Source organism: Lentzea sp. NPDC060358, assembly GCF_042725365.1.
Classification (GTDB): domain Bacteria; phylum Actinomycetota; class Actinomycetes; order Mycobacteriales; family Pseudonocardiaceae; genus Lentzea.
On the sequence record NZ_JBHXCW010000137.1, the window covers coordinates 1 to 21,052 of the forward strand.

18 protein-coding genes are annotated in these 21,052 nt (G+C 71.3%); 10 read left to right on the top strand and 8 right to left on the bottom strand.

The window, feature by feature from the left end:
* Positions 1 to 63: 63 nt before the first annotated feature.
* Positions 64 to 543, bottom strand: coding sequence for a roadblock/LC7 domain-containing protein (locus ACFWGZ_RS25835; RefSeq protein ID WP_382454152.1), 480 nt, complete (start codon positions 541 to 543; stop codon positions 64 to 66).
* A gap of 5 nt (positions 544 to 548) precedes the next feature.
* Entirely contained in the window at positions 549 to 920 is a 372-nt protein-coding gene (locus ACFWGZ_RS25840; protein ID WP_382454153.1) for a hypothetical protein, read from the bottom strand.
* A 314-nt stretch (positions 921 to 1,234) separates the two neighbouring features.
* On the opposite strand from ACFWGZ_RS25840, the gene ACFWGZ_RS25845 reads away from it, so the two are divergent.
* The 3 genes from ACFWGZ_RS25845 to ACFWGZ_RS25855 all read left to right on the top strand — a co-directional run bounded on the left by ACFWGZ_RS25845 (position 1,235) and on the right by ACFWGZ_RS25855 (position 4,234).
* Positions 1,235 to 2,557: a jacalin-like lectin gene (locus ACFWGZ_RS25845; RefSeq protein WP_382454154.1), complete on the top strand. Its 1,323-nt coding sequence runs from the start codon at positions 1,235 to 1,237 to the stop codon at positions 2,555 to 2,557.
* A gap of 3 nt (positions 2,558 to 2,560) precedes the next feature.
* A complete protein-coding gene (locus ACFWGZ_RS25850; RefSeq protein ID WP_382454155.1) occupies positions 2,561 to 3,052 on the top strand; it encodes a hypothetical protein in 492 nt (163 codons plus the stop codon).
* A gap of 90 nt (positions 3,053 to 3,142) precedes the next feature.
* Entirely contained in the window at positions 3,143 to 4,234 is a 1,092-nt protein-coding gene (locus ACFWGZ_RS25855) for an SGNH/GDSL hydrolase family protein (protein ID WP_382454156.1), read from the top strand.
* Between the two features lie 19 nt (positions 4,235 to 4,253).
* Here ACFWGZ_RS25855 and ACFWGZ_RS25860 read toward each other — a convergent pair whose 3' ends face one another.
* The 6 genes from ACFWGZ_RS25860 to ACFWGZ_RS25885 all read right to left on the bottom strand — a co-directional run bounded on the left by ACFWGZ_RS25860 (position 4,254) and on the right by ACFWGZ_RS25885 (position 10,154).
* Complete coding sequence (locus ACFWGZ_RS25860; protein WP_382454166.1) at positions 4,254 to 4,679, bottom strand: nitroreductase family deazaflavin-dependent oxidoreductase; 426 nt, start codon at positions 4,677 to 4,679, stop codon at positions 4,254 to 4,256.
* Between the two features lie 44 nt (positions 4,680 to 4,723).
* Positions 4,724 to 5,551: an expansin EXLX1 family cellulose-binding protein gene (locus ACFWGZ_RS25865; protein WP_382454157.1), complete on the bottom strand. Its 828-nt coding sequence runs from the start codon at positions 5,549 to 5,551 to the stop codon at positions 4,724 to 4,726.
* Positions 5,548 to 6,510 carry a galactofuranose ABC transporter, permease protein YjfF gene (gene yjfF, locus ACFWGZ_RS25870; protein ID WP_382454158.1) on the bottom strand — a complete coding sequence of 321 codons (963 nt, stop codon included), beginning with the start codon at positions 6,508 to 6,510 and terminating at the stop codon, positions 5,548 to 5,550. Before yjfF ends, ACFWGZ_RS25865 begins: the two co-directional genes overlap by 4 nt.
* Positions 6,507 to 7,490, bottom strand: coding sequence for an ABC transporter permease (locus tag ACFWGZ_RS25875; protein ID WP_382454159.1), 984 nt, complete (start codon positions 7,488 to 7,490; stop codon positions 6,507 to 6,509). Before ACFWGZ_RS25875 ends, yjfF begins: the two co-directional genes overlap by 4 nt.
* Before the next feature lie 43 nt (positions 7,491 to 7,533).
* Positions 7,534 to 9,072 carry a sugar ABC transporter ATP-binding protein gene (locus ACFWGZ_RS25880; protein ID WP_382454160.1) on the bottom strand — a complete coding sequence of 513 codons (1,539 nt, stop codon included), beginning with the start codon at positions 9,070 to 9,072 and terminating at the stop codon, positions 7,534 to 7,536.
* Positions 9,073 to 9,179: 107 nt separating this feature from the next.
* The gene (locus ACFWGZ_RS25885) at positions 9,180 to 10,154 is read right to left on the bottom strand and encodes an ABC transporter substrate-binding protein (protein ID WP_382454167.1); all 975 of its coding nucleotides are present in this window, start codon (positions 10,152 to 10,154) and stop codon (positions 9,180 to 9,182) included.
* 154 nt (positions 10,155 to 10,308) lie between these two features.
* On the opposite strand from ACFWGZ_RS25885, the gene ACFWGZ_RS25890 reads away from it, so the two are divergent.
* The 7 genes from ACFWGZ_RS25890 to ACFWGZ_RS25920 all read left to right on the top strand — a co-directional run bounded on the left by ACFWGZ_RS25890 (position 10,309) and on the right by ACFWGZ_RS25920 (position 20,981).
* A complete protein-coding gene (locus ACFWGZ_RS25890; RefSeq protein WP_382454161.1) occupies positions 10,309 to 12,777 on the top strand; it encodes an alpha-L-arabinofuranosidase C-terminal domain-containing protein in 2,469 nt (822 codons plus the stop codon).
* A complete protein-coding gene (locus ACFWGZ_RS25895) occupies positions 12,774 to 14,210 on the top strand; it encodes a family 43 glycosylhydrolase (protein ID WP_382454162.1) in 1,437 nt (478 codons plus the stop codon). The genes ACFWGZ_RS25890 and ACFWGZ_RS25895 overlap by 4 nt, the downstream gene beginning before the upstream one ends.
* 108 nt (positions 14,211 to 14,318) lie before the next feature.
* Positions 14,319 to 15,305 (top strand): LacI family DNA-binding transcriptional regulator, encoded by a 987-nt coding sequence (locus tag ACFWGZ_RS25900; RefSeq protein WP_382454168.1) that lies wholly within the window; start codon positions 14,319 to 14,321, stop codon positions 15,303 to 15,305.
* A 732-nt stretch (positions 15,306 to 16,037) separates the two neighbouring features.
* Complete coding sequence (gene araB, locus ACFWGZ_RS25905) at positions 16,038 to 17,711, top strand: ribulokinase (RefSeq protein ID WP_382454169.1); 1,674 nt, start codon at positions 16,038 to 16,040, stop codon at positions 17,709 to 17,711.
* The gene (locus ACFWGZ_RS25910; protein WP_382454163.1) at positions 17,711 to 18,364 is read left to right on the top strand and encodes an L-ribulose-5-phosphate 4-epimerase; all 654 of its coding nucleotides are present in this window, start codon (positions 17,711 to 17,713) and stop codon (positions 18,362 to 18,364) included. The genes araB and ACFWGZ_RS25910 overlap by 1 nt, the downstream gene beginning before the upstream one ends.
* A 17-nt stretch (positions 18,365 to 18,381) precedes the next feature.
* Positions 18,382 to 19,884 carry an L-arabinose isomerase gene (gene araA, locus ACFWGZ_RS25915; protein ID WP_382454164.1) on the top strand — a complete coding sequence of 501 codons (1,503 nt, stop codon included), beginning with the start codon at positions 18,382 to 18,384 and terminating at the stop codon, positions 19,882 to 19,884.
* A 326-nt stretch (positions 19,885 to 20,210) separates the two neighbouring features.
* Complete coding sequence (locus ACFWGZ_RS25920; protein ID WP_382454165.1) at positions 20,211 to 20,981, top strand: hypothetical protein; 771 nt, start codon at positions 20,211 to 20,213, stop codon at positions 20,979 to 20,981.
* Positions 20,982 to 21,052: the final 71 nt, after the last annotated feature.

The window sequence follows — 21,052 nt, forward strand, 5'->3', positions numbered from 1 at the left end:
CACCCGAAGCCTCGCGGGGTGGCCGGGGAGCATGCGGCACTCCCAGGTCACCCCGCCTTCCGCTCACCTGCGGGCGGCCACCGCGTTCTGCAGCAGGGCCAGCGCCTGCTTCGCCACGACGTTGAACATCCCCATGGTGGTGTCCCGGGTGCCGAGCACCACCAGCAACGTGTCGGCGTCGACCGAGAACACGCCGACCTGCCCCGAGTCTCCCTCGAAGAACACCGCGCGCGGGTTGCCGACCCCGGCCTGGGCGGTGAACTGGCCCGCGAGCCCGGCGGCCGCCGCGGACATCGCGGCCACGCCGTCGTCCTGGATGCCGCGGGTGACACCGCACAGCACCAGGCCGTCCCGCGTCGCGATCAGCACGCCGTTGATCGAGATCGAGTCGATGCTGCTGTGGATGTCCCGCAGCGCATCGGTCATCAGCTTCGCGACCGCACCCTGCCCCATGGGCTTCGCCATCGGCTGGGACGCCTCCGGCGCGGCCCTGCGCCTGCGCATGGGCAGCGCGCCGTGGTCGTGCGCCGCCTCTGTGGACATGTCGTTCACACCGTCAGGTCGGATTCGATGGACCGCAGGCTGTGCCGCGCGAGCGCGAGGTTCGCCCGGTCCCGGTCCAGCACGAGGTAGAGGAACAGCATCGAGTCACCCCGCTGTCCCTTCAGCAGGCGGATCAGGTGGTACTGGCGGTTCAGCGTGATCAGGATGTCCTCGATCTCGTCGTTGAGCTTGAGAGCGTTGATCACCCGCTGCTTGGACCGCACGACCTCGGTGTTGCCGGCCGCGGCCACCTCGAGGTTCAGCCAGTCGCCACCACCGATCGAGCCCAGCGACATGCCGCTGTCGTAGTCGACGAGCGCGGCACCCACCGCACCGCTGATGTTCATTGCTTCTTTCAACGCCGTTTCGATGTTCATTCGACGACTTTCTCCTCGTGCGCGACCTGTTACACACGGCGACGGCGTGGTGCGAACTTCCCTGAAATCCGCTGGCAAGCCCGCGTGATCTGATCACCCTACGTCGCGAGAGCATTCGTGTAACAGCCATTTGGAGCAACGTGCGTCCGGCCGCGTCCGTTTAGGACCGAACGTCCGCTCCATTCTGGACGATCACCGTTCCCAGTTTTCGTTGTGGTGTGCACACGGTGTTGTCATGTCCATGAGATACGAAACTTCTTCGTGTTGTCTTACGGTCGCGGCGTCGTGCTGGAACTCGGGGCAGGAGTCGAGTGGTGAGGTCGACCGGAGTCGTTGCCGTCGTCGCGGTGATCGCGTTCTCTTCAGCCGCTGTCCCCGCCACGGCCGCACCACCGCCGGAGGCGGCCACCGGGACGTTCTCGGTGCTCAGCTACAACGTCGCCGGGCTGCCGGAGGGGCTCTCGAGCGGCAACCCGCGGGTGAACACCCCGGTCATCGGTCAGCGCATCCGGCCCTACGACGTCGTACACGTGCAGGAGGACTTCAACTACCACGCGTCGCTCTACGCCAACGACGACCACGCGTTCCGCACGCCCACCAGCGGCGGGGTCCCGTTCGGCGACGGGCTCAACGCGCTGTCCGCGTACCCCTACGCCGACTTCGCGCGGGACAAGTGGGACCGCTGCAACGGCACCGACTGCCTGACGCCGAAGGGGTTCACGTTCTCCCGCGTCCGGTTCGCGGAGGGCGTGTTCGCCGACTTCTACAACGTGCACTCCAACGCCGGGTCGACCGAGGCGGACCTCGCCGCCCGGCGCGCCAACACCGCCGAGCTCTCGCGGTTCATCACGGCCAACTCGGCGGGCAACGCCGTCGTCGTCGCCGGGGACACCAACACCCGCTACACCCGCGCCGGGGACACCCTCCGCGACCTGGTCGCCGCCAACGGCCTCACCGACGCCTGGGTGCAGGAGGAACGCGGCGGGGTGCCGCCCGCCGCCGGCGACCCGGCGCTGGTCTGCGACGACACCGCCGTGACCGACGCCTGCGAGGTCGTCGACAAGATCCTCTTCCGCGGCAACAGGTACCTCTCGCTCGAGCTCACCCGGTACGCCAACGAGAACGCCGCCTTCCGCACCGCCGACGACCGGATGCTGTCGGACCACTACCCGATCACGGCGGACTTCCGGTGGTCGCTGAACCCCGCGCTCTCGCTCAGCGACCCCTGGGGCGGGCCGCACGGCACGCCGTTCACCGACGTGGCCGCGGTCCCGCTCACCCAGCGGGTCACGTCGGTCGGCCTGCGCGCGGGGTCGCGTCTCGACCAGGTCGCGCTGACGTTCGCCGACGGCACGGCGGTGCGCCACGGCGGTGACGGCGGCGCGGACCAGCGGCTGGAGCTCGCGGAGGGGGAGCACCTCACGTCGGTCACCCTCGACCGGGGCCGGCGCGACGGGCGCACCAGGATCTTCTCCGCCCGCTTCACGACGAGCACCGGGCGCACCCTGACCGGCGGCACCGCCACGAGCGACTCCACCACCTTCACGGCGCCGCCCGGGTTCCGGATCGCGGGCTTCCACGGCCGCGCTGGCAGCGAGATCGACTCGCTCGGCGTGATCTGCACCCGGATCGCGTGACCGGTGCCGCGCAGACCGATGATCGCGCTGGTGGCGCTGCTCGCCGCCGCCTGCACCGCCACCCCGGCCCCCGCTCCGGCACCGAGCTCGCCCGGCCGCCCGTTCCCGCGGCCCACCGTGGAGGAGGAAGCTCCCGCCGAGGTGGTGCGCGGCGTCGTCGACGGCCGCACCGTGGAGCTGGCCGACGGGGTGCGCGCCCGGATCTCCCTGCTCGCCGCACCCGCTCCCTGCTGGGCGGCGGCCGCGCGGGAGTTCGCGGAGACGACGCTGCTGGGCCGGCCCGTGCGGTTCTCCAGCATCGTCCCCGGCGAGGTCACCCTGCAGCTGCTCGACGGCACCGACTACGCGCACCTCGCGGTGCGGAGGGGAGTGCTGCGCGCGCAGGGCGCGGCAGGTGCGCTCGCCGAGGCCGAGAAGACCGCGGAGCAGGAGGGGCTCGGCCTCTGGGGCTTCCCCTGCCGCGGCGCCGGCTCCGCACCGGCCACGCCGGGCTGACCGCCGTCCGGCGCTGTGCACGAGCGGGACTTCCCGCTACGGTCGGGGTGGAGCGCCGCCTCGCCCCGACCGTCCACAGTGGAGGACCCTGTGCACCGGACGAGAACCACGGCACTGCTCGTCACCGCGTTCGCCACGGCGGTGACCGTCACCGGCACGGCGTGCGCCGCCCCGGCACCGGTCGCGGCCGGACCGCTCACCCACGCGCACACCGCGGGCCGCGTGACGAAAGCGGGCCAGTACACCTGGCCCGGCGTCTACTTCGAGGGGCGCTTCCGCGGCACCGGGGTCGGGATCGTGCTGAACGACCCGGCCAACGACTACGACGTGCAGGTCGACGGCACGACGACCGCGACCCTCGTGACCCCGGGCAGCACCACCTACCGGGTCGAGGGCCTCGAGGACGGCGAGCACCGCGTCCGGGTGGTCAAGCGGACCGAGAGCCCGTGGCAGGCGGGGGAGTTCGGCGGGTTCGTCGCGGCGGCCGGCGGGAAGGTCCTGCCCAAGCCCGGGGCGCGCACCCGGCAGATCGAGTTCATCGGCGACTCGCTGACGGCGGGCTACGGCAACATGTCGGCCGGCCGCGACTGCTCGGCCACCGGCGGCGTCGCCCGCAACACCAACACCGACCTGAGCTTCGGTGCGCTGACCGCCCGCGCACTGGACGCCGACTACCAGGTCAACGCGTTCTCCGGCCTCGGCGTGGTGCGCAACTACGACGGCCACACCCCGGGCACCAGCTACCGCACCTACTACGACCGCGCGTTGCTGAACGTGGAGGGCGACGTCTGGCGCAACCCCGGCACCTGGCGGCCGGAGGTCGTCGTGGTCGGTCTCGGGACCAACGACTTCTCCACCCCGGTCAAGCCGGGCGAACCGTGGACGTCCGACAGCCTCGTCACCGAGTACAAGGCCGCCTACCAGGGCTTCCTCGGCAAGCTGCGCGCCCGGTACGGCCCGGCGACGACGATCGTCGTGGGCGTGCCGGAGGCCACGGGGACGTTCGCGGACGCGGCGCGGCAGGTCGTGCGGGACAGCGGCGATCCGGGTGTGCGGTACTGGAACTACGCCGACCCGGCGCTCGACCGGCTCGGCTGCGACTGGCACTTCTCCGCCCGCGACCACCGCGTGATCGCGGCCAGGCTGGGCGACTACCTCGCGGGGCTGCGGCTGCGGTGGTGAGCGGCAGCCCCGCGCCGGGTCACTTCGGGTCGAGCACGAACAGCGGGATCAGCCGGTCGGTCTTCTCCTGGTACTCCGCGTAGTTGGGGAACGCCGCGACGGCGCGGTCCCACCACTCGGCCCGTTCCTCGCCGTCGGCCTCGCGGGCGACGTAGTCCTTCGTCTCGGTGCCGTCCTGCAGCCGGATCTCCGGGTGGGCCACGATGTTGTGGTACCACACCGGGTGCTCGGGCGCGCCGCCCTTGGACGCCACGACCGCGTAGCTGCCGTCGTGCTCCACGCGCATCACCGGCGTGTAGCGCAGTTCGCCGGTCTTGGCGCCACGCACCGTGAGCAGCACGATGGGCCTGCCGGTGACCTCGATGCCCTCGGTGGTGCCGGTCTCCAGGATCTTCGCGGTCTGATCGCGCACCCACTCGGTGGGGCTGAGCTTCGCCTCTGCCATGTTCACGAGCAACGATTCTCCCGCAGCGCGCATTCCCCCGCCGGTCAGCGCGCCGCGAACTGCACGTTCGTGGTCTGCGTGGCGCCGGGCCGCACCGGCAGGGCGGGGATCTCCAGGCGTTCACCGTGCACGTCGGTGATCGCGAGGGCGCCGCCGCAGCCCGCGCCGGTCTCGGAGAGGAAGTAGTTGTACTCGGCGCGCTCGAGCCGCCGCCACTGCCCGCCGGCCCGCACCTCGAGCCGCGCCACCGGGTTGCGGTGATCGATCACCTGGATCCCGCACCAGTACTGGCTGGAGCCGGACTTGTAGCGGATCGCGACCGGCTTCTGCGTCTGCGGGCTCACCAGCGTCCAGGTGATCGGGATCTCGCCCTTCACGGGCGGTGCGAGGCGGGCGAACGCCTCGGCGCTCAGGTCGAGGTGACCGGCGCGGCACTCGGGGCAGAGGTTGGTGACCCGCACGGTGACGCTCTGGCCGCCCGCCCGCACCAGCAGGTGCGCGCCGCACGCGGCGGAGCCCTCGAAGTCCGGCGCGTTCACCGCGGTGGTGAGGGGGTCCGGCCCGGGGTCGTAGGAGCAGGCGCCGCCGCCGTCGGAGTCGTAGAACGTCGCGATCCCGGTCCGCTCCTCGCCGGGCTTGATCCGTCCGGCCAGGGACGTCGACGGCGGCCGTGTGGTGGTGGGCGCCGCCGTGGTCGTGGTGGTCGTCGTGCTCGCGGTCGTGGTGGTGGGTGCGGTGCTCGTGGGCGCGGTGCTCACGCCGGCGGCCGCCACGGGAGCGCCCGCGACGGCCGGTGGGTCGCGCACGACCGCCACACCGAGGACCGCCACGAGCGCTACCAGCACGAACAGCAGTGGGCCTGCGCGTCTCACCGCCGAACCATAGTCCGCTGCACGGCGATGAACACCAGCAGCAGGACGCCGATGACGATTTTCGTCCACCACGAGCTGAGCGTGCCCTGGAACGAGATCAGCGTCTGGATCGTGCCGAGCACCAGCACGCCCACCACGCCGCCGAGCACGTACCCGACGCCGCCCGCCAGCAGCGTCCCGCCGATCACGACGGCCGCGATGGCGTCGAGCTCCATGCCGACGGCGTGCAGCCCGTAGCCCGACAGCATGTAGAGGCTGAACAGCAGCCCGGCCAGCGCCGAGCAGAACCCGCTGATCACGTAGACACCGACCTTGGTGCGCGCCGTGGGCAGGCCCATCAGCAGCGCCGACGACTCGCTGCCGCCGACCGCGTAGACCGTGCGGCCGAAGCGCGTGCGGTGCAGCACGTACATCGCGGCGGCGACGACCAGCAGCGCGATCACGACGTTGTAGGTGATCGTGACGCCACCGGGCAGCTCGATGGCGGCGGTGGCGACGTCGCGGAACGTGCTGTTCTTGATCGACACCGACTCGACGCTGATCAGGAAGCACAGGCCGCGGGCGAGGAACATGCCGGCGAGCGTGACGATGAACGGCTGGATGTCGAACTTGTGGATCACGATCCCCATCAGCAGCCCGAGCGCCGACCCGATCAGCAGCACCGCGAGCACGACCAGCGGCACCGGCCAGCCCGCCCGCAACCCCGCCGCGGTCACCATCGTGGAGAGCGCGACCACGGACCCGACGGACAGGTCGATGCCGCCGCTGAGGATCACGAACGTCATGCCGGCGGCGAGCACGATGAGGAAGGCGTTGTCGATGAACAGGTTCGCGATCACCTGACCGGACGCGAACCCGTCGTAGCGCACCGAGCCGACCCCGAACGCGAGGACGAACAGCACGACGGTCGCGATGACGGGCAGGAACCGCGACGGCACCCGTTGGGCGAGAGTGGTCATGACGAGACCGCCACCTTCCGCAAGCTCAGTGCCGCACGGGCCTTCGGCGCCTGCACCAGGCACACGGCGATGACGACGACCGCCTTGAACACGAGCGTCACCTCCGGCGCGACGCCGATCGTGTAGACGGTGGTGGTGAGGGTCTGGATGATCAGCGCGCCGAGCAGCGTTCCGGTGAGCGAGTAGCGCCCGCCGGCCAGGGACGTGCCGCCGATGACGACGGCGAGGATCGCGTCCATCTCGATCCACAGCCCGGCGTTGTTGGCGTCGGCGGCGCTGACGTTCGAGCTGATCATCAGCCCGGCGATGCCCGCGCACACCGCGGCGAACACGTAGACGGTCCAGATGATCGTGCGGCTGCGCACGCCGGCCAGCCGCGACGCCTCGGGGTTGACCCCGACCGCCTCGATCAGCATGCCCAGCGCGGTCTTGCGGGTCACGAACGCCACCAGCCCCAGCACCGCGAGGCTGATCAGGATGGCCGTGGGCAGCACCACGAACCCGGCGCCGACCTGCTTGTAGGCGGTGTTGTTGACCGTGACGATCTGGCCCTCGGTCACCAGCATGGCGACGCCGCGGCCCGCGGTCATCAGCACGAGCGTGGCGATGATCGGCTGGATGCCGAGCGCCGCGACGAGGAAACCGTTCCACAGCCCCAGAACCGCGCAGAGCACCAGCGCGATCGCCATGCCGGCGACCGCCGTGCCCGCGTCGCCCGACGAACCGATGTGGACGCACGTGACGGCGCCCGCGATCGCGGCGACCGCGCCGACGGAGAGGTCGATGCCCCTCGTCGCGATCACCAGCGTCATGCCCAGGGCGATGAGCAGCGTCGGCGCGCCGTTCTTGAGGACGTCGACCAGGCCGCCGTAGAGGTGGCCGTCCTGCATGCGCAGGTCGAAGAACGACGGGGTGAAGACCAGGTTGAGCAGCAGCAGGGCCACGAGGGCCACCAATGGCCAGATCAGGCGGTTCTTCACGACGCCACCCCTTCCGCCGCAGCGCGGCCGGTGATCGCGCGCATCACGACACCACCTTCTCGGTCTCCGGGGCGGCCCCGCCCGCGATGAGCTCGACCACCTCGTCCACGCCGGTCGCCGACCCGTCCAGCTCGGCGATCTTGCGCCGGTCGCGCAGCACCACGATCCGGTCCGCGATGCGCACGACCTCCTCCAGCTCCGCCGAGATGAACAGCACCGCGGTGCCCTCGGCGGCGAGCGTCGTGACGAGCTGCTGGATCTGGGCCTTCGCGCCGATGTCGATGCCGCGCGTCGGTTCGTCCAGGATCAGCAGCCGCGGCTCGGTGACGAGCCAGCGCGCCAGCAGCACCTTCTGCTGGTTGCCGCCGGACAGGGTGCGCACCAGCGCGTCCGGGTTGGCGGGACGGATGTCGAGCGCCTTCAGGTACTTCTCGACGAGCTGGTCCTTGGTGCGGCGGGGCAGCGGCCGGGTCCAGCCGCGGGCCGCCTGCATCGCGAGGACCAGGTTGTCGCGGATCGAGAGGTCCGCGACCAGGCCCTCGCCCTTGCGGTCCTCCGAGCTGAACGCGATGCCCGCCGCGATCGCCGACCGCGGCCCGCGCAGCCGCAGCGGCTTGCCGTCCACGGCGAGGCCGCCCGAGTCCGCGCGGTCCGCGCCGAAGAGCAGCCGGGCGAGCTCCGTGCGGCCCGAGCCCAGCAGGCCGGCGAGGCCCACGACCTCGCCCGCGCGGATCTCCAGGTCGAACGGCTCGATCGCGCCGCGCCGGCCTAGCCCGGTGGCCCGCAGCAGCACCGGTCCCTCGACGCGGTGCTTCTCCGACGCGTCCTCGATCGCCTCCAGCGCGCCGAGGTCGCGGCCGATCATCTGCGCGATGAGCGTGCGGCGGTCGACGTCCGCGGTGAGGTGCTCGCCGACGAGGGCGCCGTTGCGCAGCACCGTCATCCGGTCGGAGATCTCGTAGACCTGGTCGAGGAAGTGCGACACGAACAGGATCGCGACGCCCTCGTCGCGCAGCACCCGCATGATCCGGAACAGCTCGGCGACCTCGCCGGCGTCCAGGCTGGACGTCGGTTCGTCGAGCACCAGCACGCGGCAGTCGACCGCGATCGCGCGCGCGATCGCGACCAGTTGCTGCACGGCGATCGGGTGCTCGCCGAGGCTCGAGGCCGGGTCGACGTGGACGCCGATGCGCGCCAGCACCTCGGCGGCCCGCCGCCGCATGGCGGGGAAGTCGATGCCGCCCAGCTTCCGCGGCTCGCGGCCCAGCAGGATGTTCTCCGCGACGGTGAGGTTCGCGCAGAGGTTGACCTCCTGGTACACGGTGCTGATCCCGGCGTGCTGGGCCTCGCCGGGGGAGGAGAACGCCACGTCGTCGCCCGCGAGCGAGACCTGGCCGCTGTCGGGGCGGTGCACACCGGTCAGCGTCTTGATGAGCGTGGACTTGCCGGCGCCGTTCTCGCCCATGAGGGCGTGCACCTCACCGGGGAACAGCCGGAAGTCGACGTCCTGCAACGCCTTCACGCCGGGGAACGCGAGGCTGATGCCCCGCATCTGCACGACGGGTGGCGGCGACTCGGTCATGGGCTCTGGCTTTCGTCGCTGGGGCGGGCCGCGGGGCCCGTCACCGGATGCGCGGGGGTGACGGGCCCTGCGGGTTCGAGGGGCCGGGACTTCGGGGGAGGGAATCCTCAGTACTGGCGCTGCGGGAGGGCGGCCTTCGCCTGCTCCTGCGTGAACGTGCCCTCCTCGGTCACGACGCGCGCCGGCACTTCCTCGCCCGCCACGACCTTCTTGGCGAGGTCCATCAACTGCTTGCCCAGCAACGGGTTGCACTCGACGATGAAGTTGATCTCGCCGTTGGACAGCGCCGTCATGCCGTCCTTCACCGCGTCCACCGTGATGATCTTGATGTCCTTGCCGGGCACCTTGCCCGCCGCCTTGATCGCCTCGATCGCGCCGAGACCCATGTCGTCGTTGTGGGCGTAGACGACGTCGATCTTCGGCTGGGACTTGAGGAACGCCTCCATGACCTGCTTGCCGCCGGACCGGGTGAAGTCACCGGTCTGCGACGCCACGACCTTGATGTCGGGCTTGGCCGCGATCTTCTCCTCGAAGCCCTTCTTGCGGTCGATCGCCGGCGCGGCGCCGGTGGTGCCCTGCAGCTCCACCACGTTCGCGGGCCCGGTCGTGTTGGCCACCAGCCAGTCGCCCGCCTTGCGGCCCTCCTCGACGAAGTCCGAGCCGAGGAAGGTCTTGTAGAGCGACGTGTCGTCCGAGTCGATCGAGCGGTCGGTGAGGATCACCGGGATGTTGGCGCGCTTGGCCTCCAGCAGCACGGTGTCCCAGCCGGTCTCGACGACCGGGCTGAACGCGATGACCGAGACCTTCTGCTGGATGTAGGACCGGATCGCCTTGATCTGGTTCTCCTGCTTCTGCTGCGCGTCGGAGAACTTCAGGTCGATCCCGGCGGCCTTCGCCTCGTCCTGGACCGACTTCGTGTTGGCGGTGCGCCAGCCGCTCTCGGCACCCACCTGGGCGAAGCCCATCGTGATGGTGCCACCCGACGAGCTGGTGCCCCCACCGCCTCCTCCCGACCCGCAGGCCGTGAGCGCGCTCAGCAGGACCACGCTGGCGACGGTCGTGATCTTCTTCAGCACTGGGATTCCTCCGGTGTGACGACGGTGTCGCGGAGCAGGACCGCGTGTCCGCGGTTTCAGGCTGCCAAGAGTGAACGTTCACAACAGCTGCGTCAAGGCCTTGCCCGTAACGAAGTCGCAGTCCTATGTTAACGCTCACTTCCGAGCGGGGGAGGAACCCGTGCACCGCTTGCACGCCCTGTTGTGCGCCGCTCTCGCGGCCAGTCTGCTCGTCGCCGTTCCCAGGTCGGGCGCGGCAGCGGAAACCGACTACACGCTCGGGATCGACGCCGGGAACAGGGGTGCGTCCATCGGCGACTCGATGTACGGCGTGTTCTTCGAGGACATCAACCGCGCGGCCGACGGCGGCCTGCACGCCGAGCTCGTGCAGAACCGGTCGTTCGAGTACGACCCGGCGGACAACGCGGGCTACACCGGCCTGACGTCGTGGGCCCCGCACAGCGGCACGCTCGACGTGGCCGACGACAGCGGGCGGATGAACGAGCGCAACCGCCGGTACCTGAGGCTGGGCCTGCCCGCCGGTGTCATCAACTCCGGCTACAACAGCGGGATCGCCGTCCGGCAGGGGGAGAGCTACGACTTCTCCGTCTGGGCCAGGGCCGACCGGGGCGCCGACCTCACGGCCGCCGTCACCGACCCCGCGGGCACCCCGCTGGGCGACCGGGTGCGGGAGCAGGTCCGCGGCGACGGCTGGGCGCGGTACACGGGCACGATCCGCGCGACGAAGTCCACGACCACCGGCCGGCTCCTGGTGACCGCCGGCGGCACCGGGACGCTGCGCCTCGACATGGTGTCCCTGCTGCCGCGGGACACGTTCCGGGGCCACGGTCTGCGCCGCGACCTCGCCGAGAAGATCGCCGCCCTGAAGCCGGGCTTCGTGCGCTTCCCCGGTGGCTGCCTGGTCAACACCGGAAGCCACTACGGCTACGACGCGCCGAATCACGAGCGCCGCCGCTCGTACCAGTGGAAGGACACGATCGGCCCGGTCGAGCAGCGCGCCACGAACTGGAACTTCTGGGGCTACAACCAGTCCTACGGTCTCGGCTACCACGAGTACTTCCAGTTCTCCGAGGACGTCGGCGCCATGCCGCTGCCCGTCGTGCCCGCGCTCGTGACCGGCTGCGGCCAGAACCGTGCCACCGACGACCCCGCGTTGCTGCAGCGGCACATCCAGGACACGCTCGACCTGGTCGAGTTCGCCAACGGTCCCGCCGACTCGGTGTGGGGGCGCAAGCGCGCCGAGATGGGGCACCCCGCACCGTTCGGGCTCACGCACCTCGCCGTCGGCAACGAGGAGAACCTGCCGGACGAGTTCTTCGCGCGGTTCACCCGGTTCCGTGCCGCCGTCAACGCGCGGTACCCGGACATCACCGTCGTCGGCAACTCCGGGCCCGACGACACCGGGAGCACGTTCGACCGCCTCTGGCAGCTGAACCGCCAGGGCGGCGTGAAGATGGTCGACGAGCACTACTACAACAGCCCGAGCTGGTTCCTGGAGAACAACGACCGCTACGACTCCTACGACCGCAACGGTCCCAAGGTGTTCCTCGGCGAATACGCCTCGCAGGACGACAAGTTCTTCAACGCGCTGAGCGAGGCCGCGTTCATGACGGGCCTCGAGCGCAACGCCGACGTCGTCGAGCTCGCCTCGTACGCGCCGCTGCTGTCCAATGAGGACTACGTGCAGTGGCGGCCGGACATGATCTGGTTCAACAACCACGCGTCGTGGGGCTCCGCGAGCTACGAGGTGCAGAAGCTCTTCATGAACAACGTCGGCGACCACGTGGTGCCCAGCACCGCGTCCGCCACCCCGTCGACCAAGGCGCCGATCTCCGGTGCGATCGGGCTCTCGACGTGGGCGACCGCGGCGACCTACGACGACGTGAGCGTGACCGGTGCGTCCGGGCAGGCGTTGTTCAGCGACGACTTCTCGGGCGGCGACTCGCGGTGGACCGGGTCGGGGCGCGGTGCGTGGAACGTGGTGGACGGCGCCTACGTCCAGTCCGACGCCGCCGCCGAGGACACGCTCGTCACGGCGGGCGACCGGACGTGGCAGGACTACACGCTGAACGTCAAGGCCACCAAGCAGTCCGGCCGGGAGGGTTTCCTCGTCGCGTTCGGCGTCCAGGACACCGGCAACCACTACTGGTGGAATCTGGGTGGCTGGAACAACACACGGTCCGCGGTGGAGAAGGCGGTCGGCGGCGGCAAGAGCACGTTGATCTCCGACGGCACGAGCATCGACACCGGCCGCACCTACGACGTGCGCATCGAGGTCCGCGGCCGGCACGTCGCGCTCCACCTCGACGGCCGGAAGTGGGGCGAGTTCACCGACGACTCGGTGGCCGAGCCGTTCCGGCAGGTCGTCACCCGCGACCTCGCCACCGGGGAGCTGGTCGTCAAGGTCGTCAACGCCCAGGACGACGCCGCCCGCACCCGGATCGACCTCGGTGTGCCGGTCGCCCCGACGGCGCGGGCGACGGTGCTGCAGGGCCGCCCCGACGACGTGAACACCGAGTTCGCCCAGCCGATCCGGCCCCGTTCCGAGCAGGTCCGCGTGGCGAGCAGCTTCACGCACACGTTCCCGCCGAACTCCGTCACGTTCCTCCGGATCAGGAGCCGCTCGTGATCAACCGACGATCCCTGCTGCGCACGAGCGGTGTCGTCGCCGCGACCGGTGCTCTCGCCTCCGCCGCACCCGCCGCGGCGGGCGCCGAACCCCCGCCGGAGCTGCCCACCGGGAACCCTCTGGTGGAGCAGCGCGCCGATCCGTTCATCACGCCGCCCACCAACGGCATGTACTACCTGACCGGGTCGGTGCCCGAGTACGACCGGGTGGTCGTCCGCGGCGCGTCCACTCTGGACGGCCTCGCCTCCGCCCGTGAGCGCACGATCTGGTGCCGGCCCGAGTCCGGTGCGATGGGCGGCTACATCTGGGCGCCGGAGCTGCACCGCATCGACGGCCGGTGGTACGTCTACTTCGCCGCGGGGGACGCGGACGAGCCGTTCCGCATCCGCACCTACGTGCTGGAGTCGCCGAACGCCGACCCGCGCGCGAGCGGGTGGGTGCTGCGCGGGCAGATGGTCACGGCGTGGGACACGTTCACCTTGGACGCCACCACGTTCGCGCACCGCGGCAAGCGCTACTTCCTGTGGGCGCAGAGCGAGCCCGGCATCGCCACCAACTCGAACCTCTACATCGCCGAGATGGCCTCACCTCTCGCGCTCAAGACCGCCCCGGTGCGGATCGCGACGCCCACGCTGCCGTGGGAGGTGCAGGGCTTCAAGGTGAACGAGGGCCCCGCGGTGCTGGTCCGCAACGGCCGGGTGTTCGTGACGTTCTCGGCGAGCGCCACCGACGCCCGGTACTGCATGGGCCTGCTGACCGCCGACGAGAACGCGAACCTGCTCGACGCGCGGTCGTGGACCAAGTCGCCGTCACCGGTCTTCACGACGCACGCGCCGACTTCGCAGTACGGGCCGGGGCACAACTCGTTCACGACGGTGGGCGCCACCGATGTGCTCGTCCACCACTCCCGCGACTACCGCGACATCACCGGCGACCCGCTGTTCGACCCCAACCGGCACACCCGCGTGCAACGGCTGCACTGGAACGCCGACGGCACGCCGTCGTTCGGGGTACCGGTGGGACGCGGCGGCCCGATCGTGCGGCTGTCGCCTGTGGACTCCCCGTCGCTCGTCGTGCGGCACTACGAGTACCGGCTGCGCGTCGACGGCAACGTGCGCGACGTCGCCGACTCGCAGTTCCGGTTCGTGCCGGGTTTTCTCGGCGCGGGCACGGTCGCGGTGCAGTCGGTGAACTTCCCGGACCGGTACGTGCGCGTGGACTCCGACGCTATTCGCATCGACCCGTACGAGGACACCGACGCATACGGCCGCGCGGCGAGTTTCGTCCGCGTTCCGGGACTTGCCGAAGGTCCGGCAGTGTCGCTCCGTGTCGGCGCGGACACGTATCTGGCACACGACACCGGTCGCTTCGTCGTGTCCACACCGGGCAATGACCGCGAAGCGCGCCGACGTGCCACATTCCGCCTCGATTGAGTGGACAATGAGCACTGCATCGATGCCGACCTGGTGTTATCGCTAACATCACCGGTGCAGATCCAAGATCGGAGACCGCTAGTGGAGAAGACCTCGCGTGACCCCGCGATGACCGATGTCGCACGACTCGCCGGGGTGTCGCACCAGACGGTCTCGCGTGTGCTCAACAACCACCCGAACGTCCGCGAGCAGACCCGGCTGCGCGTGCAGGCGGCGATCAAGGAGCTGGACTACCGGCCCAACAGGGCGGCCCGGGCCCTCGTGACCGGCAAGACCCAGCTGATCGGCGTGGTGGCGCAGAACTCGACGCTGTACGGCCCGGCCTCGCTGCTGTCCGCCTTCGAGGAGGCGGCGGCCGAGGCCGGCTTCGCCGTCAGCGTCGGCAGGGTGAAGGTGCTCGACCGCGACTCGATCTCGGCGGCCGTCGAACGCCACCGCGACCAGCGCGTGGCGGGCATCGTGGTGATCGCGCCGACCTCGTCCGCGGCCGACGCCCTGGCCGACGTCCCGGCGGGCGTGCCGCTGGTGACGGTCGACGGCGACCCGGACCGCCCGACCCCGCTGGTCACGGTCGACCAGGCGGCCGGCGCCTTTGCGGCGACGATGCACCTGCTCCAGGCGGGCCACGAGACGGTGTGGCACGTGTCCGGCCCCGCCGACTGGTTCGACGCGGCGGGCCGGGTGGAGGGCTGGCGCCAGGCCCTGGACGCGGCCGGCGCCGAGGTGCCCCCGGTGGTCACCGCCGACTGGAGCGCCGCGGCGGGCTACCGCGCGGGCCAGATGATGGCGCGGATGCCCGAGGTCACGGCCGTGTTCTGCTCCAACGACCACCTGGCCCTGGGCCTGCTGAGGGCGATGAGCGAACGAGGCAGGCGCGTGCCGCACGACGTGAGCGTCGTGGGCTTCGACGACGTGCCCGAGGCCGCGTACTTCATGCCGCCGCTGACGACCGTCCGCCCGGACTTCGCCGCGGTGGCGAGGGAGACGCTCGGGCTGCTGCTGCAGCAGATCACCGACAGGGGAGCGCTGGCGGAGCGCCGCACGGTGGCGCCGGCCCTGGTGCGCCGCGACAGCGTGACGGCGCCGCCCCGGTAGCGGCGTCTCGGCCGCGTGAGCGGTGCCGGCACTCCCCGGAGCCGCGGCGCGCGGAGTGCCGGGGCGGTCCCGCTTTCCGCACCCGCTGGGGGGTGCGAGGTGGAGCGGACACCCAGGCCCCGAGCCCGCTCGGTCGGGTAGACCGCCCAGACCATTGGCCGCCAGTCCGGGGAGAGGGGCGGCGGTCCGGGGTCCGGCGTCCGTCCGGCTCGTCCGGGGCCATGGACCGCCAACCCGAGGTGGGCCGATACCCAGGGCCCTGAGTCCGCTCGGCCGGTCAGCCTGCCCAGGCCACCGGCCCTTTTCCCAGGCCGGGGACCGGCGCCCCGGCTCCGAGCCCGCCCACCCGGGCGGCACGTCCAAGCCGCCCCGGGACCATCGGCCGCCCCTCCGGCGAGCGGCACGGACCGCCGCCCAGCCGCCGAGCCCACCCGGCCGGGTAATGCGCCCCAGAGCCATCCGGGCCACCGCCTACCCTCGAAGGGCGCGAAGCGGACCGCCACCCACCCCCGAACCAGCCCACTCGGGCAGCCCGAACCGCCCAGACCGCCGGCAACCCCCACCCCGTCACCCCGAGCCACCGCCCACGCCCCGGGGCGGCCCCGACCGCGGAGCCGGTTTTGTCGTGCGCTCACCACCTTCCCCATTTCGCTCTCTCACAGGGAAATCGCGATATATCGAGTACGTCTTGACTCCCCGATTGTTAGCGATAACACTCAGGTCGTGACTGACATGACGATCGACCGCGACGCGTGTGTGGTGGGTGTCGACTTCGGCACGTTGTCCGGTCGCGCCGTGGTCGTGCGCGTGCGGGACGGTGCCGAGCTCGGCACCGCTGTGCACGACTACCGCCACGGCGTCGTGGACCAGGTGCTGCCCGCGACCGGGCGGCCGCTGCCGCCGGAGTGGGCGCTGCAGGTCCCGGCCGACTACCTCGACGTCCTGCGCACCGCCGTCCCGCAGGCCGTGCGGGCGGCCGGGATCGAGCCGGAGCAGGTGGTCGGCATCGGGACCGACTTCACCGCCTGCACGATGGTGCCGGTCACCGCGGACGGCACACCGCTGTGCGAGCTGGCCGAGTTCGCGGAGAACCCGCACGCCTACGTCAAGCTGTGGCGCCACCACGCCGCCCAGCTGCAGGCCGACCGGATCAACGAGCTCGCGCGACAGCGCAGGGAGCCGTGGCTCGCGCGCTACGGCGGGCTCATCTCCTCGGAGTGGGAGTTCGCCAAGGGGCTGCAGGTGCTCGAGGAGGCGCCCGAGGTCTACGCGGCGATGGAGCACTGGGTCGAGGCCGCCGACTGGATCATCTGGCAGCTCACCGGCACCTGCACCCGCAACGCGTGCACGGCCGGGTACAAGGGCATCCACCAGGACGGCGCCTACCCGAGCACCGAGTTCCTCAAGAACCTCAACCCCGAGTTCGAGACCTTCGTCGCCGACAAGCTCGACCACCCGCTGTCCCCGCTCGGCGGCAAAGCCGGCGAGCTCACCGCGCAGGCCGCCGAGTGGACCGGGCTGAGGCAGGGCATCGCGGTCGCCGTCGGCAACGTCGACGCGCACGTCACCGCGCCCGCCGCGCAGGCGGTCGAGCCCGGCCAGATGGTCGCGATCATGGGCACGTCCACGTGCCACGTCATGAGCGGCGACGTGCTGCGCGACGTGCCGGGCATGTGCGGTGTCGTCGACGGCGGCATCGTGCCGGGGCTGTGGGGGTACGAGGCCGGGCAGAGCGGCGTCGGCGACATCTTCGCGTGGTTCCTGCGCAACCAGGTGCCGCCCGTCTACCACGAGCAGGCGGCCGAGCGCGGCATCTCCGTGCACGAGCTGCTCTCCGAGCTCGCCGCCGGGCAGGCCGTCGGCGAGCACGGGCTCGTCGCGCTCGACTGGCACAGCGGCAACAGGTCCGTGCTCGTCGACCACGAGCTGTCGGGTGTGGTCGTCGGCCAGACGCTCGCCACCAAGGCCGAGGACGTGTACCGCGCTCTGCTGGAGGCCACGGCGTTCGGCACGCGCGTCATCGTCGACGCCTTCACCGACTCCGGAGTGCCGGTGACCGAGCTCGTCATCGCCGGCGGGCTGCTCAAGAACCCCTTGCTGATGCAGATCTACGCCGACGTCGTGAACCTGCCGCTGTCGGTGATCGGCTCGGCGCAGGGCCCCGCCCTCGGGTCCGCGATGCACGCCGCCGTCGCCGCGGGTGCGCACGCCGACATCCGCGCGGCCGCGGCCGCGATGGGGTCGGTGCGCCGCGAGGCCTTCACCCCGATCCCGAAGAACGTCGAGGCGTACCAACGGCTCTTCGACGACTACCTCGAGCTGCACGACTACTTCGGCCGCGGTGCCAACGACGTCATGCACCGGCTGCGCGGTTACCGGCGCGACGCCCTGGAGGGGAAGAGCTGATGTCCGCCACGACGGAGCTGCGCCGCACGGTCGCCGAGCTGCACCGCGAGCTGACCCGCTACGAGCTGGTGAGCTGGACCGCGGGCAACGTGTCGGCCCGCGTGCCGGACCAGGACCTGATGGTGATCAAGCCGTCCGGGGTGTCCTACGACGAGCTGGGACCGCACGCGATGGTCGTCACCGACCTGCACGGCGAGCTGGTGGAGGGCGAGCTCGCGCCGTCCTCCGACACCGCCGCGCACGCCTACGTGTACCGGCACATGCCGGACGTCGGCGGTGTCGTGCACACGCATTCCCCTTACGCCACGGCGTGGGCGGCGCGCGGCGAGCCCATCCCGTGCGTGCTCACGATGATCGCGGACGAGTTCGGCGGCGACATCCCGGTCGGGCCGTTCGCGCTGATCGGCGACGACTCGATCGGCAAGGGGATCGTGGAGACGTTGAGCACCAGCAGGTCCAGGGCCGTGCTGATGCGCAACCACGGCCCGTTCACGGTCGGCACGACCGCCCGCGCCGCGGTGAAGGCCGCGGTGCTGCTCGAGGACGTCGCCCGCACCGTCCACTTCGCACTGCAGCTCGGCAAGCCCGACGTGATCCCCCAGCAGGACGTCGACCGGCTCTACGAGCGCTACCAGAACGTTTACGGCCAGTGAGCCCAGAAGGAGAGCACATGGCGGACAAGCCCCAGATCTGGTTCCTCACCGGCAGCCAGCACCTCTACGGCCCCGAGACGCTCGACCAGGTCGCGGCGCAGTCCCAGCAGATCGCGCGGATGCTGTCCGACTCCGGCCGGATCAGCGCGGAGATCGTGTGGAAGCCGGTGCTCACCGACTCCGGCGCCATCCGCGCGGTCATGCAGGAGGCGAACAACGACCCGTCGTGCGTCGGCGTCATCGCGTGGATGCACACGTTCTCCCCGGCGAAGATGTGGATCACCGGGCTGGACCTGCTGCGCAAACCGCTGCTGCACCTGCACACGCAGCTCAACGAGGCGCTGCCGTGGTCCACCATCGACATGGACTTCATGAACCTCAACCAGGCCGCGCACGGCGACCGCGAGTTCGCCTACGTGCAGACCAGGATCGGGGTGGCGCGCAAGACGGTCGCCGGGCACGCGAGCGATCCCGTGGTGGCGCAACGGATCGACGGGTGGGCGCGCGCCGCCACCGGTGCCGCGCACCTGCGGTCGCTGCGGCTGGCGCGGTTCGGCGACAACATGCGCGACGTCGCCGTCACCGAGGGCGACAAGGTGGAGGCGGAACTGCGGTTCGGCGTCTCCGTCAACACCTACGGGGTCAACGACCTCGTCGCGGTGGTGGACGCCGTGCCCGACGCGGACATCGACCTGCTCGTCGCCGACTACGCCGAGGCCTACCGGCTCAGCCCGGAGCTCGCGCGCGGGGCGGAGCGGCACGACTCGCTGCGCTACGCCGCCCGCATCGAGATCGGCCTGCGGTCGTTCCTCGACGACGGCGGGTTCGGCGCGTTCACCACGAACTTCCAGGACCTGGGCGGGTTGCGGCAGCTGCCGGGCCTCGCCGTGCAGCGGCTCATGGCCGACGGCTACGGCTTCGGCGGCGAGGGCGACTGGAAGACCTCGGCGCTGCTCGCCGCGGTGAAGGCGATGGGCACCGGCACCGGCCGCGGCACGTCGTTCATGGAGGACTACACCTACCACTTCGGGCCGGGCGAGCCGAAGATCCTCGGCGCGCACATGCTCGAGGTGTGCCCGACGATCGCCGCCGACCAGCCGTCGTGCGAGATCCACCCGCTCGGCATCGGCGACCGGGAGGACCCGGTGCGGCTCGTGTTCGACGCGGCACCCGGCCCCGCCGTGACCATCGGCCTGGCGGACCTGGGCGACCGCTTCCGGTTGGTGGCCAACGAGGTCGCGGTCGTCCCGCCGGACGAGCCGCTGCCGCAGCTGCCCGTCGCGCGGGCGGTGTGGAAGCCGGCGCCGTCGCTCTCCACGTCCGCGGAGTGCTGGCTCACCGCGGGCGGGCCGCACCACACGGTGATGACGCAGGCCGTCGGAGCCGAGGTGCTGCGCGACTTCGCGCAGATGGCCGCCACGGAGCTCGTGCTCATCGACGCGGACACGACCCCCGCGTCCTTCTTCGACCGGCTGCGCTGGAACGCCGCCTACCACCGCCTGGCGACGGGCATCGTCTGACCGCACCGGCACCTCGGCCCTGATGGCGACGGGGGTGGAGCACATCGGGAAGTCCCGCTGGAACGGGGTTCCCGGTGGGCTCCACCCCCGTTCGCGTCCTGCGGTGGCGGGCGGTGCACAGCTGCCCGCCGGTCGGGAAGACGACGGGGCCGTCGTCGCCTCACCTGCACGCCGGCACGTCCGCGGGGGATGCCCCGCGGGGCGGTCCGGAGCCCCGCAAGGATGCCAGCTCCTGTGAACGCTCACAAGTGGTTGAACCCAACACGATCCCGGTCCGTATTCCCCCTGTGCCGGCAGAAAACGTTCCCTACTCGTGAGGTTCGCCCATGTCGAGAGCGCATGCACGACCGCAACGCAGCAAGCGGGTCATGATCGCCGGTGTCGCGGTCGCCGCGACGCTGACCGCGGTGACCGCCGCCGTCGCCTTCGCCGGCGGGGACGAGGTGACCGGCTCGATCGCGTGCCCGCAGCCCGTGATCCCGGCGGTGCCCGCCGCGGCCCAGGCCGAGGTGCAGCGCGAGCTGGCCAACCTGGACAAGCAGATAGCCGAGGCCAACACCCGGCTGGTCACGTCGGCAGGTGAGGGCGGGCCGAACTTCGTGCAGAACGCGATCCTCGGTCCGCTGGCGAGCAAGCGCGTCGCGGCGCTCAACCGCATCGAGACCGCGATCGGCCGCGTCGCCGCGAAACCCGAGGGCCTGGAGAGGTTCGCGACCTGCGGACTCGGTGCGGCACCCGCGGTCTCCGCGCCGCCGGCCACCTCCCCGCAGGCGGCGCCACCGCAGACGTCTGCCAACCCCGGCAACGCGGGCGGTGGCGCGATCGCGTGCCCGGCGCCGGTGGTGGGTGACGTGCCCGCGGCCGCGCAGGCCGAGGTGCAGCGCGAGCTCGCGAACCTGGACAAGCAGATAGCCGAGGCCAACACCCGGCTGGTCACGTCGGCCGGTCAGGGCGGGCCGAACTTCGTGCAGAACGCCATCCTGGGCCCGCTGGCCGACAAGCGCGTCGCCGCGCTGAACCGCATCGAGACCGCCATCGGCCGCGTCGCCGCGAAGCCGGAAGGTCTGGAACGCTTCGCCACCTGCTCGCTGAAGTAGCTCTCCTCGGGGTTACAGCGGCCGGATCCCCGCCTCGCGGCGGGGCGAGCGTTTCGGGAGAGGTCCTGCCG

Excerpts from the sequence above, each read along its gene's own strand:
- ACFWGZ_RS25880 (WP_382454160.1), bottom strand. The coding sequence starts at position 9,072 with ATGACCGAGTCGCCGCCACCCGTCGTGCAGATGCGGGGCATCAGCCTC.
- yjfF (WP_382454158.1), bottom strand. The coding sequence starts at position 6,510 with ATGACCACTCTCGCCCAACGGGTGCCGTCGCGGTTCCTGCCCGTCATC.
- ACFWGZ_RS25920 (WP_382454165.1), top strand. The coding sequence starts at position 20,211 with ATGTCGAGAGCGCATGCACGACCGCAACGCAGCAAGCGGGTCATGATC.
- ACFWGZ_RS25860 (WP_382454166.1), bottom strand. The coding sequence starts at position 4,679 with ATGGCAGAGGCGAAGCTCAGCCCCACCGAGTGGGTGCGCGATCAGACC.
- ACFWGZ_RS25840 (WP_382454153.1), bottom strand. The coding sequence starts at position 920 with ATGAACATCGAAACGGCGTTGAAAGAAGCAATGAACATCAGCGGTGCG.
- araB (WP_382454169.1), top strand. The coding sequence starts at position 16,038 with ATGACGATCGACCGCGACGCGTGTGTGGTGGGTGTCGACTTCGGCACG.
- ACFWGZ_RS25835 (WP_382454152.1), bottom strand. The coding sequence starts at position 543 with ATGTCCACAGAGGCGGCGCACGACCACGGCGCGCTGCCCATGCGCAGG.
- araA (WP_382454164.1), top strand. The coding sequence starts at position 18,382 with ATGGCGGACAAGCCCCAGATCTGGTTCCTCACCGGCAGCCAGCACCTC.
- ACFWGZ_RS25900 (WP_382454168.1), top strand. The coding sequence starts at position 14,319 with ATGACCGATGTCGCACGACTCGCCGGGGTGTCGCACCAGACGGTCTCG.
- ACFWGZ_RS25910 (WP_382454163.1), top strand. The coding sequence starts at position 17,711 with ATGTCCGCCACGACGGAGCTGCGCCGCACGGTCGCCGAGCTGCACCGC.